The sequence below is a fragment of the Campylobacter sp. RM16189 genome, assembly GCF_012978815.1.
GTDB lineage: Bacteria > Campylobacterota > Campylobacteria > Campylobacterales > Campylobacteraceae > Campylobacter_A.
This window is the reverse complement of the sequence record NZ_LIWR01000014.1, coordinates 1-12,261: the sequence shown is the minus strand read 5'-3', so window position 1 is coordinate 12,261 and position 12,261 is coordinate 1. Positions and strand designations below refer to the sequence as shown.

The window sequence follows — 12,261 nt, the reverse complement described above, 5'->3', positions numbered from 1 at the left end:
TCAATTTGATTATTTATTTTTTTCTTAACATTCTCTTTATTTTTACCTAATTTATGCAGATACATTTAAAGAAAAGCTTACAAGTATATTTACTTGATAGTAGAATTTATTTCACACAAATATATCTCTTAATAATTAACAGTCTCTAAGTCTATAAATAAAATAAGCCATATACGTCTATTTTTTATGTAGTAAAAATTACTAAAAATGATATTTTATATAGAAATTTGGGCAGATACTTATTGAACTATAAAGCATAATATAATTATAAAAAGCATACAGATTGCTATTTTCCGTTTCGCTAGAACTTATTAGTCTAATTTATTGCAGTTGGCACAAGGGCTACTGTAAAGTTAGTTATCTACCTGCTCCAATTTTCAATAGTTATAAAATCTATATAGTTAAAGTCTTTTTCATTATTTGTAACAAGAGTTAGGTTGTTAGCTATTGCAATTGAGGCTATTTGCATATCTATCTCGCCGACTTTTCTGTTTTTATCCTTTGCTTGTTTGCGAACTTTTGCATAAATTTTGGCACTCTCATAATTAAAATCCACTATATTAAAATGACCAATGAACTCATTAACAAGGGCTAAATTTTGCTCTTTGTAGGTTGAGTTTTTTACTCCGTAAAGCATCTCGGCTACGCTTAAAGATGAGATAAAAACTTTTGATCTGTCTTGCTTTAAAAGATTATCTAGGATGTTTTTAAAATAAGGCTCTGTTTGAGATATAAGATAGCTGCAAATATTGGTATCTAATAAAAACATTATTTAAATCCCCACTCTCGCTCTTGTGGTTCTAATCGCTCCGGTATCTTTAACTTAAGATTACTCTCTTTAATGCTTTTAAGAGTCTTAAGAAGTCCACTCCACTCATCTTGTTTTAATACTGGTGTTAAAGTAATTTCCTTTTGTGTTTGGGTAATAATAAACTCTTTAATGCCCTCTAAATTTATTGACTTTGGTATACGTATAGCCATAGACCCACCGCTTTTAAAAATCTTTGCTGTTTGCATTGGCTTTCCTTTAATATATATTTCTAAAAGTATATATATTATAATATAAAAATTTGATTAAATAGATTAATAATCTTTTTTGCAATGTTAAGTTAAAAAAATAAACACCCAAAGCTAAACCTTGGGTGTTTATTTGCTATGCAGCATTTGAATTAACGGCTTTATACTATTTTCTATTATTCGCTAAGACATTTGCCACTAAAGATATAAGCGTATTTATTTGAATTTCTTGGCAGTGCCAGAAATTTACTAATACAAATAATTAAGGTCATATCTCTTTTTTTATAAAAATTCTTCCATCAAGAACTGATTTATACGCCTCATCTCGTCTCGAATTATTTACGCTTTTGGCTACTTTTCGCAGATTCTCGTAGTGTTTTTTATTTTTAGGGAAGATGTTTTAATCCATAAGAGCCATATTTAGAACTCTGTCTTAGTCCATACTACCTATACATATAAATTCGATTATGTTGTGCATTATAGGTTTTCTTTTAAAAATGAAACCATATACTAGCCTTGCCATTCTATAAAAGGCTTTATCGGTATCATAAATCTCATCTACCTAGCATTATCCCTCTGCTTTGATTTTTCTAATCAAGGATTAACCTTACTCTGCGTATTGCAATTTTAGTTAATAGTAAAAAGAGAAAAAAGAGATAACTATTTCCTCTTTTTGCCTCTCTTATTTTGAAAAAGTGAGTCGTTTTCTATCTCTTTTTTGATTCTATTCTCGTATTCGTAGTATTTTTCGGTTTTAGGTATCTTTCCTTGCTTCATTAGAAGTAAGGTTAAGTCGAAATCTTTATCCTCACTAGTCATCCAAATAAACTCTTTTACGTAATCCGTTATCGCTTTAGAGCTAAATAGAAAACGATACACGAATCTGCCCATATTAACTAAAGCATCAGGACCATCTTTAAGCCAATAGTTTTCACCATCGAAAGTCTTAAAATCAAGCTCTTCCGCTTTATTCTTTATGACCTTCTTTACTTTAACTAAATCGTAAATGCCTTCCTTAACCAATCTTTCTTCATCTAAAACAAGCCTTACTCCGCGCTTGGCATTGTATTTAGGTTCTTCTACTTCATTTTTATTTTCGGATATACTCATAGTACTTCTCCGTCTTAGGCATTTTTCCATGCTTCATTAAAAGCAGTGTCAGATCAAAATCTCCATCCTCGCTAGTTAGCCAGACAAATTCTTTAACATTATCTGTAACTGCTTTAAGATTGAATAAGAAGTGATATACGAATAGTGCCATATCTGCTAAGGCTCGAGGGCTATCCTTAAGCCAATAAGTTTCTCCGTCAAAGGGTTTAAAATTAAGCTCTATGGCTTTTTGATCAATTTCTTTATAAATCCCTTCTAAATCATAGATACCCTCTTGTTCTATCTTTTTTTCGTCTAGAATAAGCTTTACTCCTCGTCTGGCGGTATAGTTATTTTCTACGAATTTATCGAACTCTATCTCTTTTTTGATTCTATTCTCGTATTCGTAGTATTTTTCGGTTTTAGGTATTTTTCCTTGTTTCATTAGAAGTAAGGTTAAGTCGAAATCTTTGTCTACACTGGTTAGCCATATAAATTCTTTTACGTTGTCGGTAACGGCTTTAAAATTAAACAAGAAGTGATATACAAAGAGTGCCATATCCGCTAGAGCTCGCGGACTATCAATTAATCTATAAATTATGTTGTCAAATGTTCTAAAATTAAATTCTTCCGCTTTTTCTTCTATCGCCTCTTGTATTTCATCCCAGTCATAGACACCCTCTCTAAGTATCTTTTCCTTGTCTAGTACTAGCTTAACTCCACGAGAATCCATTTTTAAATATCCTTGTTGTTCTTTAGTTAATCTCTAGTGGATTTAAATCTCCGCTCTTGAGAATGATGCCTGATTTTGACTTTGGGGATGCTGAAGCTAGTTTCTATTTTTTAAATACTATACTGGTCGTCATACTCACTGCCTTGGTATTTATTAGTTAATTGTTCTAAACTATTGATTTTTCATAAATTTTTAAAGGATTGTGAAAGTTGTTTTAAGTTTTTAAATTTATTTTTAAAAAAAATGCTAAAGAGGGAACGAAATTTTGGCATATTTTATATAACCAATAAAAGGATTTATTTGTATATTCAATCATCTCTACATTATTCAGGCGGTAAAAGTAAGTTCACTGAATTTATATCTCACATACTAAAATCCTATATATTGTGAGTCTTTTGTAGCAGAGTGGGCGTAGTCATAAAGTAGATAAAGTGGCATTAAACGACTACAGTATGGCCATTTACTATTTTGGAAATGCTATCTTAAAAGGCACAGAAAATATAGAGTGGTTACGCAAAAACGATTATATAAGCTTGGAGCGATACGGCGGAGATAAGAGCGTGCTTAACGCTATCTTAACGGCTAAAGGGCTTATAGTGCTTAATCAAACTCCTTCAAATTTAAAAGAGAGCGAAACGATACTAACTAAACTTAAAAAGGCGGTATCCATTTCAAGCGAAGAGGCTATAAAATCGGTTACTAATAGCATATTAAGCCTAGCTGTCGGAGCTTTAAAGTGAAATAACGGCGCGGGTTTTATCTTGTTTTAATTAATAAGTGTGTATATTTATGTGTATAAATAAGGAAATTAAATGGGAAGCTTGGATAAACTTATATCAAAACTAGCAAATAATCCAAAAAATGCAAGCTTTGAAGATTTGCAAAGAATTTTAATAAATTTCGGCTGGGAATTAGAGCACGCAAGAGGCTCGCACCATAAATTTAAAAAAGACAAAGATAGCATAATAATCCCTAGGCATAAGCCTATAAAAGAGGTTTATACTCTTGCTGTTTTAGAAAAAATAGGAGCTAAAAAATGAAAAAAGACCTTGAATACTATCTAAACTTGCCTTATACCATAACAGTTAAAAGACTTGATGATGGCGACTATTACGCGCAATATGCCGATTTAGGGCTTACTAAAAATAACCTAATGGCGGGCTGGGGAGATAGTGAAGCGGAGGCGATAAAAGAGCTTAAAGAGGCTTTTGCGTGCTATGTGGAGGGCGCTTTAAAAAACGGAGAAAGCATATATGAGCCTATAAAAGAAGATGTAAAAGTGCGCATAAATTTAACTATGCCTAAATCCGTTTTAGAGGCAATCGATCGCGTAAGCTCAAATCGCTCTAAATTTTTAACCGATGCAGCAAATTTAAAGCTAGCTAGCATTTAATACTTGGGCTAGTTTAATTTGCTAGCCCAAGTATATCTATCTCTGAGTTTGTTAAGTCTATAATCTCCAAACTCTATGATTTTATCATACATTAGTCTTCCTACTACAACAGATGGTAAAACATCTATATGTTTTGCAAATTTCTTAATGTTGTCAGCAGAAAAATCCTGTTCTTTTAAAAAAATTGCATATTCTTTTTTTGGGATTAGAAAATCGCTAGAAAACTCATTGGCTTCCTCTTCTTGCTTTGTATCATCAACATCATTTTCTAAGAAAATATCTCTTTTTTTATGCAATAAAATATGCCCAACTTCATGGAAAAAGCTAAACCAAAAAATATCACTATAACTTCCTCTTAGAGTCATGGATAATATTGCTTTTTTACCATCATCAACCCAAAATGTGGCTCCATGTATTTTTGTTTTTTGAAAATTAGGAAGCCATACAAAAGCAATCCCGGAAGATGCTAATATATCCTTAATTAAAGACAAAGCCTTATTAATATCCTCTTTAGCCATAATCCCTTTTATTTGAGGCAAGCTGTCCTTTAGTTTTTTCTTATCAAATGGCTCTGTTTTTATTTCTTTAGCTTTTATTGTGCTAGCTTGCATCCAAGAAGCAATTGCTTCAGGAGAGATATTTGAATGATCTTTTGAAACTCTAAAAGCTGGATTATATGTGCTTATACCGTTTATTGCCGATAGTCTTGAAACAGCAAAAAAGTTTTTTAGCTCGGCAACTCTCTCAATCATATTCTTTGTGCCCTTAACAAAACCACTGCCTGCTAAGTCTGAATAAGGAAAATTTTTAACAAGGTTAGTTTCTTCCTCCATTTGTTTTTGCTCTTTTTGCTTTGCTAAAACCATTTGGTATTCACTCTCTAGCCCTAGCCAAATATGAGACGGTATTTTTAATACGTTTTCAAGCTCAACAGCTGTATCCGGAGTTATTGATTTTTTGCCTTTAATGATTTCATTTATAGTTTGTGTCGGTCTGCCTAACCTTTGAGATAACTCTAGTTGTGTCATCCCCATATCTTCTATTATTTCACTCAAAAACTCTCCCGGGTGTATTGCCAAATCTGATATGTAATTATTAGTCGCCATAATGCTTACTCACTTCCTCTATTTTGGCTATATCTACATTACCATCGCCATCATTAGTAATAATCAGCCTATAAAATCCATTTAAATAAATGGGATACTGCCCCTCTCTATTTCCTGTTAGTTGATGAAATCTAAGCGGTACTATTAAACATAAATCTTCAAAACATTTCGCACTTTTTATAATATTCACTCTCGTAACATAACGCATTGCTACGTCTATACCATACGCTTTAATTGCCTCTTTTGATTGTTCGTATTGTTTTTGTAGTTTTTTTGTTTTAAAGCGTATTTCCAAAATAGCCCTTTTATTATTCACCTTTAGGGTGAATAATAACCTATATTATCTTATTAAAACATAAAATAAATTTTATTATTTTTGATAAGTTTCAGGCATCTTAAGCTCTCTTAGTATCTCTTCAAGCTCGTATATAAGTTTGATTTCAATCTCATCTGAAAAGTTTTGCAGGAATTCAAAGCGATAGAAAATTTCATAAAAGTGCGTAATTTTAGAGACTAAGAACTATTTTGTTTAAAATCAAACTGCCTAAAATTCATTTTACATTATTTTACAAAATTTTACATTACCTTTTACAAGTTTTTAAAAGCCTTTTAGGTGGGTTTTAAATCACATTTTTTAATACTTTACTTATGATACATACTTCAACTTCATTATCTGAACCTTTCATAGTATTTATTGATACTTTTAATATAGAGCACATCGAGCTTGACGACTTTTGAAGCATATTAGCTACAATAGCCCACAAACTTGGCAGTAGCATCAGCTATAATCCAAACCGAGAGTATCGGTAGCTTAAATTTCACACAAAAGGAAGTCAAAAGTGCAAACAGAAGTCAAGCAAAAGGAGTAGCGAAGATAATGAAAAAAGATCGATTAGCTCAGGCGAAAGTAGCCAAGCAGTTAATTTTTTTCATCCTGCAAAAAGTATGAGCCAAAAAGAGCTTTACATTCGAAAGAACGGATTATGGGGTGCATTAATAAAGAGCGAAAAGGATTTAATTTATAATTTGCATCACGACAATACAGGATATGGTTACTATAAAAAGAGGTTTTGTTTTACACTCTTGATTATATGATTGAATTTAGGGGTCTCTTAAAAATAATAGATATACTACAGTTGACTTCTTTATTATTTTTTGATATTATCGTGTTCAAGTTTTTTTGAAAGTATCAAAATATAGAGTTTTGAAGGCATTTTAATAGATTTTGACCTCGGGCATCATATATACTGATTAAAAATCCTTGTTTATAACAACTGCTTCTTTTCATAATAAGCTATTATTTTATTATGTACTAAAAGTGAGATGTATATAACAACTCCGCCGATGATAAGGCGCGCAAGGTCTGCGTCTTTATGCCAAAATACCAAATTTACGATGATCGCAGCAGGTATGAGTGCGTTATTCATGATCGCTAAAGTACCGCTATCAACCTCGCATGCACCTTTGTTCCACATAAAGTATCCAAGCCCGCTAGCGCCGATACCAAGCCAAAGAAGCACTAAAGACTGCGTCATATCAAGTGAAATTTTCTCGAAATTTCCAAATACACCAAACGCTACGCCGGTTACCGCGGAAGCGCCTACAAAAAACCAGCCAAAAAGCCCCTTTTGTTCGCTAAATCCCTTGCTTTCAAGCAAAAATTTATACGCACTCTGTCCGACACCAAAGCATAAATTTGCGCCTTGAACCAGCAAAAATCCAAGCCAGAAATTGCTATTTACACCACCGTATTTGATGATAAAAGCACCAAAAACCGCAACCGCAACGCTAAGCAGATAAAGCGGGCGCAAGCGTTTGGCAAAAAGATCATAAACCACGCTTACGTAAAAGGGTGTAAATATCGTAAAAAGCGCTACTTCAGGCACACTTAGATACAAAAACGAGTTGTAGTAAAACATATACATAGCCCCGATTTGAACTGCGCCTACGAGTGCGATCTTGGCGTATATGGCGGTGTTTTTCGCCTGAAATTTCATAAACGGCAAGAAGACAAGAAGTGCCAAAACAACGCGCGAAAATGCCGCAAAGTAGCTATCAACCCTGCCTGCTAAAAACTCGCCTATCAAACTAAAACTAAAAGCCCAAAGCAACGTCACAAAAATAAGTTTATTCACCGATTATCCTTCATAAAAATTTTAAAATGATAATAAATTAGCCTTAAATCCAGCTTCCAGCTAGCCTTAATCAAATTTCAAAAACTCCCTCATCATGCAAGCTCCGCTAGCTCCGGTGTCTTTTATCTGGCTTAAATTTTTAGCATTTATCCCACCGATAGCGTATGTCTTGATGTTTAAATTTGCACAAACTTCTTTTAAAAACTCAAGTCCTTTAGGAGGTTCGCTTTCATGGCTCTTAGTCTTAAAGATATGTCCTGCCACTACATAATTTGCGCCTAAATTTTGCGCCATAATAGCTTCGTCAAGAGAGTGAACCGAAACTCCGATAGTTAAATTTGCGCTTTTAACTAGATCTCGTTTAGTTTTAAGCTCATTAAATTTCACAAATTCACCAAAAGGAAAGTGTAAATTTTTAACTCCAAGCCTTAAAGCGGCATCTAAATGTGTATGCAAAATGAGCTTAGTCTTAGAATTTCTAGTTATTTTTAGCACTTCTAAAGCTAAATTTTCATATTCGCACTCGCTTAAGTCCTTTTCTCTTAAGATAACAGCATTTGGCTTTTTTTCGCTAACTATACGCGATAAATCGCCTAAAAAATCCCTGCTTAAATGGCGATTTGTAACGCAAATAAGCTCAAACATAGATGTGATTGCTCATCACGGGCTGCAGATTAAGCGCGCGGATATCGGTATAAATTTCATCCACACCGCGAGTATCGTCTATCTCAAACTGCTCGTCGCCCTTTTTGCCGGTATCGGAGTGAGTGCCGACTCCTACGCTAACGCCTGCTGAAATTTTACTTGCGGCTACCTTTATGATCCCGTTTCTAAATTTCGCACTCTCGCGCGTTGAGATCGTTATATTAGCAAAAGGAAGAAAAATTCTATAAGCGCAAATCGCTTGAAAAAGGCTTCTTTCATCAACTTTGCCCGCGTTTACCTCGCTTTTATTTTTAGCAGGTCTTAATCTAGGACAGGATATCGCGATTTCTGCGTGCGGATATTTTTGTTGGATCAAATTTGCATGAATCGCCGTTGCAAAGGCGTCTTTTCTAAAGTCATCAAGCCCAAGCAAAGCCGCAAACCCAACGCTTCTCATGCCGCCCATAAGCGCTCTTTCTTGAGCGTTGAAGCGATAAGCAAAGCTCATCTTCTGCCCGCCGATATGAACCTGGGCGTATTTTTCGGGGCTATATGTCTCTTGAAACACTATCACATAATCCACGCCACACTCGTGCAAGTAGGCGTATTCATCAGAATTTAGCGGGTAAATTTCAACTCCAACGTTGCTAAAAAGCTTTGAAGCCTCTTTGCAGGCCTCACCTATATAGCCTAAATCACGCTTCTTAGCGCTCTCGCCAGTAAGTATCAGCACATCTTTAAGCCCGCTTTTTGCGATATTTTCAAGCTCCGTTTTTACCTCATCTATCTTTAGCCTTAGGCGCGAAATTTTGTTATGCGAGCTAAATCCGCAATAAACGCAGTTGCTATCGCAAAAATTTGAGATATAAAGCGGAGTAAAAAGCTCGATACTGTTACCAAAATACCTCTTCATCTCGCTTTTCGAGCGAGCCGCCATCTCTTCTAGAAAGTCGCCTGCCGCGGGGCTTAAAAGCGCACGCAAGCCCTCTATATCCACTCGCTGTATCTTTAGCGCTCTTGCCACATCAGCTTTGCCGTAGCGCTCGTATTCGTAACTCTCTCTAAGGCTTAAAACGCGCTTCATTAGGCTTTCGTCTATGCGCTGCATGCCCTCCATATAGCTCATCACGTCAAAATTTTTCACATCCTACTCCAAAAATCCGCTCAGCGGACTAGATGCTCTTGCTATTTCGCTCACCTCGCCAAGCCCGGCTAGATAGGCTAGTCTACCCGCTTCAATAGATAGCGCAAAAGCTTTTGCCATAGCACGCACATCACCCGAAGTTGCTATGGCAGTATTTGCCATCACGGCAGCACAACCCATCTGCATCGCCTCGCACGCCTGAGAAGGGCTTCCGATGCCCGCATCAACTATTACAGGCAGATCTATCTCGTCTATTAAAATTTTTATAAACTCGCGAGTGGTAAGCCCTTTGTTCGTGCCAATAGGCGCGCCAAGAGGCATCACGCAAGCAGCACCTGCATTTACAAGATCGCGCGCTACGTTTAGATCAGGATACATGTAAGGCATCACGATAAAGCCCAAATTCGCAAGCTTCTCCGTTGCTTTTATCGTCTCATAGTTATCAGGCAGCAGATATCTGCTATCTTTTATGCACTCGACCTTAACGAAGTCGCCACAACCAAGCTCGCGCGCAAGTTTTGCGATACGCACGGCTTCATCGGCGTTTCTGGCTCCTGAGGTGTTTGGCAGGATAGTGATATCCTTTGGGATAAAATCAAGTATATTTTCGCTTCCGCCCTCATTTACTCTGCGAAGTGCGAGCGTAACTATCTGAGCTTTTGCGTCCTTTATCGCAGCTTCAAGCAAAGATAGAGAAAACTTGCCTGAGCCTAAGATAAAACGAGAGCTAAATTTATGCCCACCAAGCTCTAAAAAATCATCATTAATATCCATCATCCACCACCTACAAAGCAAACTATCTCGACTCTATCCCCGTCATTGAATTTAGAGTCAAATTTATCCCTCGGCAAAATCTCACCATTGATTTCCACAGCCATATACTCTTTATTGAATCCTTTTTGACAAGCGAATTCATCGACACTTTTGCCGATGAAGGCACTCTCGTCTTTGCCGTTTATTATTAGCATATTTTTTCTTTTGGGTTAAATTTGCATCAGAAGTAGCGCATCTTCCTACGTCGGCATTATCCGCTTCAGGTTTAAGGGTCTAAGGCCTGCGCCTAATCTCAGCTAACGCTCCCCTGATACATGCGTGATTATACTTATTTTTTCTAAATTTACGCAAGCTTATTTGGCTGTCTTGACTCCATCTTCACGCTTAAAATACTAGCCACCAATGCGTAAAAAGCTATACTTAAACTAACGCAGAGTCCAAATAGACTTATGGCGTTTGTCGAACTAAAAAAGAGCATAAAGAACGATATAAAGCTGGTTAGCGATGCAGTAAGAATCCCAAAAATACGCTCGTTGCTCATCAAATCTTGATTCATCGCAAATATCATATAATCAATTCCAACAGCGCTTGCCAATATGAGCCCAAATCCGACAAATATGTTTATATGAAAACCAAATATAATAAATGCGCACAAAATTATAAGTATACCAAGAGCGATAAGGCTCATTACAATAAAGGCTTTGGCAAAACCAAAAAATAACCATAAAACCATAAAAGCTAAGCAAAATGCAGCTATCTTTAATATTACCGCAGAGTATTTTGCTTCGGTAAAATTTTGATTTAGAGCATCTACAAAATTAACACTAAAGGCATTATGTTTAGCTAAAATCTCGCTGCTTTGATTATTTTTTATAAATCCATCGGCATATATTACGCTGCTTTTATTCTCTAGTATAAATTTTTTAAATTCTCTTGCTAAATCGCTACTTAAAATTTCATCTATACTTAGTGTATTAAAATTAACAATCTTCTCAAATTCTGTCTTTAACAGCTCCTTATCAATGCCTAAATTTTGATAAAAACCGGATATTTTACTATCGGTTTTAGCTTTTTTAAATAGCTCTTTTATACTGTCTTGTTCCGTTTTGCTTAAAAATATTTTTGAAATTGACGAGTAATCTTGAATCAATTTTGCATATTCAAGCTCTTTTATCAAAGCTCTTTCTTTAGCTATTATGTCCTCGTCCTCTCTAACGACTATCATTGAATTTGAGACGTTTGTGCCTGTTATATGTGCGATTTTTACGGAATCATCAAGCAAATTTTGCGGAGAATTAGAATAATCTCTAATATTATCACTCACAATTATTTTAGAAAAATTTATCATCAAAAACAAAGAAAAGATAATAAATAAGAATATTAAAAATTTTAATCCTATTCTTTTTGACAATAAAATGCAAAAACCATGAAACCATCTCAAAATTTTTCTAAATCCTATACTCTGTGAAAAAATTTTGCCTTCCAGCAATAAAGGCAAGCAAAAAATATGTGAATAAAAACGCTCCAAACAGTGTAAAAAATGAAAACACCGCAACTTGCCTTAATAACTCAAGAGGAGCCAGAATAAAGACTGCGTATCCACTCATAGTGATAAAAAGACCTAATAAAAAAATCTTTAGCATACTTTTTACGCTATGACCACGTATCTTTTGATTTTTAAATTTACCAAGCCAGTGAAGCGCGAAATCAAACATGAGTCCAACACCGAGTGATACTTAAAGCTGTACAAGTGTCACTAATGTCTTTTCCTACTACATATAGCTCTTTGGCAACTTCTCTCATTTTTGTCCTTTTTATCCTTAAGCTACTTTTAACGGCGGAAATAAATTCCGCTTAAAGTAGCTTCTGATTGCAGTTGAGAGCAGAAGCAAAGTAATAACAATTATAATAGTAGTTTAAAGTAATGATAAATTTAAATAGATGGTGCTCTGTTTTTAAATTATGGTTTAGTATAAATAAATGTAAGTTGTATGTAGTGCTGACAAAAGTTCAGTCTAGTGTTTGTAGATATAAAATTTAGACACAATGAATTTGCTATAAGCGAAACTGAGTGCAGTATTTATGAATGGAATTAATACTAGAACTATTTGTTTTAATGCTACAATGGAATTTGTGTTTTATGAATAGTTTGCTTTAAGGAAAGTAGTAGGAAGCCTGTTTATTAATAATGCAGATAACTATTTTTCTTTAAAGATTTAAAAAAC

At 34.9% G+C, this 12,261-nt stretch carries 17 protein-coding genes and 1 riboswitch; of the genes, 4 read left to right on the top strand and 13 right to left on the bottom strand.

Annotated features, from left to right (window positions below; translation table 11 throughout):
* Positions 1-361: 361 nt before the first annotated feature.
* The 4 genes from CDOM16189_RS07825 to CDOM16189_RS07810 form a co-directional block, all read right to left on the bottom strand.
* Entirely contained in the window at positions 362-769 is a 408-nt protein-coding gene (locus tag CDOM16189_RS07825) for a type II toxin-antitoxin system VapC family toxin (RefSeq protein ID WP_169976163.1), read from the bottom strand.
* Positions 769-1,017, bottom strand: coding sequence for an antitoxin (locus tag CDOM16189_RS07820; protein WP_169976161.1), 249 nt, complete (start codon positions 1,015-1,017; stop codon positions 769-771). The genes CDOM16189_RS07825 and CDOM16189_RS07820 overlap by 1 nt, the downstream gene beginning before the upstream one ends.
* A gap of 660 nt (positions 1,018-1,677) precedes the next feature.
* Positions 1,678-2,127: a hypothetical protein gene (locus CDOM16189_RS07815; RefSeq protein ID WP_169976159.1), complete on the bottom strand. Its 450-nt coding sequence runs from the start codon at positions 2,125-2,127 to the stop codon at positions 1,678-1,680.
* Positions 2,108-2,839: a hypothetical protein gene (locus tag CDOM16189_RS07810; RefSeq protein ID WP_169976157.1), complete on the bottom strand. Its 732-nt coding sequence runs from the start codon at positions 2,837-2,839 to the stop codon at positions 2,108-2,110. The genes CDOM16189_RS07815 and CDOM16189_RS07810 overlap by 20 nt, the downstream gene beginning before the upstream one ends.
* A 431-nt stretch (positions 2,840-3,270) precedes the next feature.
* Between CDOM16189_RS07810 and CDOM16189_RS07805 the strand changes: the two genes are divergently transcribed.
* The 3 genes from CDOM16189_RS07805 (at position 3,271) to CDOM16189_RS07795 (ending at position 4,232) form a co-directional block, all read left to right on the top strand.
* Positions 3,271-3,579: a hypothetical protein gene (locus CDOM16189_RS07805; RefSeq protein WP_169976155.1), complete on the top strand. Its 309-nt coding sequence runs from the start codon at positions 3,271-3,273 to the stop codon at positions 3,577-3,579.
* Between the two features lie 72 nt (positions 3,580-3,651).
* Positions 3,652-3,879, top strand: coding sequence for a type II toxin-antitoxin system HicA family toxin (locus tag CDOM16189_RS07800; protein ID WP_169976153.1), 228 nt, complete (start codon positions 3,652-3,654; stop codon positions 3,877-3,879).
* Positions 3,876-4,232 carry a type II toxin-antitoxin system HicB family antitoxin gene (locus tag CDOM16189_RS07795; RefSeq protein WP_169976151.1) on the top strand — a complete coding sequence of 119 codons (357 nt, stop codon included), beginning with the start codon at positions 3,876-3,878 and terminating at the stop codon, positions 4,230-4,232. Before CDOM16189_RS07800 ends, CDOM16189_RS07795 begins: the two co-directional genes overlap by 4 nt.
* An 8-nt stretch (positions 4,233-4,240) precedes the next feature.
* Here CDOM16189_RS07795 and CDOM16189_RS07790 read toward each other — a convergent pair whose 3' ends face one another.
* Complete coding sequence (locus CDOM16189_RS07790) at positions 4,241-5,338, bottom strand: HigA family addiction module antitoxin (RefSeq protein ID WP_283240841.1); 1,098 nt, start codon at positions 5,336-5,338, stop codon at positions 4,241-4,243.
* Positions 5,328-5,633, bottom strand: coding sequence for a type II toxin-antitoxin system RelE/ParE family toxin (locus CDOM16189_RS07785; RefSeq protein WP_169976147.1), 306 nt, complete (start codon positions 5,631-5,633; stop codon positions 5,328-5,330). The genes CDOM16189_RS07790 and CDOM16189_RS07785 overlap by 11 nt, the downstream gene beginning before the upstream one ends.
* A gap of 471 nt (positions 5,634-6,104) precedes the next feature.
* Between CDOM16189_RS07785 and CDOM16189_RS07780 the strand changes: the two genes are divergently transcribed.
* Positions 6,105-6,287 (top strand): hypothetical protein, encoded by a 183-nt coding sequence (locus CDOM16189_RS07780; RefSeq protein ID WP_169976145.1) that lies wholly within the window; start codon positions 6,105-6,107, stop codon positions 6,285-6,287.
* 316 nt (positions 6,288-6,603) lie between these two features.
* On the opposite strand, the gene CDOM16189_RS07775 is transcribed toward CDOM16189_RS07780, so the two are convergent.
* The 7 genes from CDOM16189_RS07775 to CDOM16189_RS07745 all read right to left on the bottom strand — a co-directional run bounded on the left by CDOM16189_RS07775 (position 6,604) and on the right by CDOM16189_RS07745 (position 11,751).
* The gene (locus CDOM16189_RS07775; RefSeq protein WP_169976143.1) at positions 6,604-7,473 is read right to left on the bottom strand and encodes an EamA family transporter; all 870 of its coding nucleotides are present in this window, start codon (positions 7,471-7,473) and stop codon (positions 6,604-6,606) included.
* Between the two features lie 66 nt (positions 7,474-7,539).
* Positions 7,540-8,118 (bottom strand): thiamine phosphate synthase, encoded by a 579-nt coding sequence (locus CDOM16189_RS07770; protein WP_169976141.1) that lies wholly within the window; start codon positions 8,116-8,118, stop codon positions 7,540-7,542.
* Entirely contained in the window at positions 8,111-9,244 is a 1,134-nt protein-coding gene (gene thiH, locus CDOM16189_RS07765; protein ID WP_502707260.1) for a 2-iminoacetate synthase ThiH, read from the bottom strand. Before thiH ends, CDOM16189_RS07770 begins: the two co-directional genes overlap by 8 nt.
* A 21-nt stretch (positions 9,245-9,265) precedes the next feature.
* Positions 9,266-10,039: a thiazole synthase gene (locus CDOM16189_RS07760; RefSeq protein WP_169976139.1), complete on the bottom strand. Its 774-nt coding sequence runs from the start codon at positions 10,037-10,039 to the stop codon at positions 9,266-9,268.
* Entirely contained in the window at positions 10,036-10,230 is a 195-nt protein-coding gene (thiS, locus tag CDOM16189_RS07755) for a sulfur carrier protein ThiS (RefSeq protein ID WP_169976137.1), read from the bottom strand. Before thiS ends, CDOM16189_RS07760 begins: the two co-directional genes overlap by 4 nt.
* Before the next feature lie 25 nt (positions 10,231-10,255).
* A riboswitch (TPP riboswitch) is annotated at positions 10,256-10,355 on the bottom strand.
* Between the two features lie 24 nt (positions 10,356-10,379).
* The gene (locus tag CDOM16189_RS07750) at positions 10,380-11,360 is read right to left on the bottom strand and encodes an MMPL family transporter (protein WP_170000939.1); all 981 of its coding nucleotides are present in this window, start codon (positions 11,358-11,360) and stop codon (positions 10,380-10,382) included.
* A gap of 124 nt (positions 11,361-11,484) precedes the next feature.
* Positions 11,485-11,751 carry a hypothetical protein gene (locus CDOM16189_RS07745; protein ID WP_169976134.1) on the bottom strand — a complete coding sequence of 89 codons (267 nt, stop codon included), beginning with the start codon at positions 11,749-11,751 and terminating at the stop codon, positions 11,485-11,487.
* Positions 11,752-12,261: the final 510 nt, after the last annotated feature.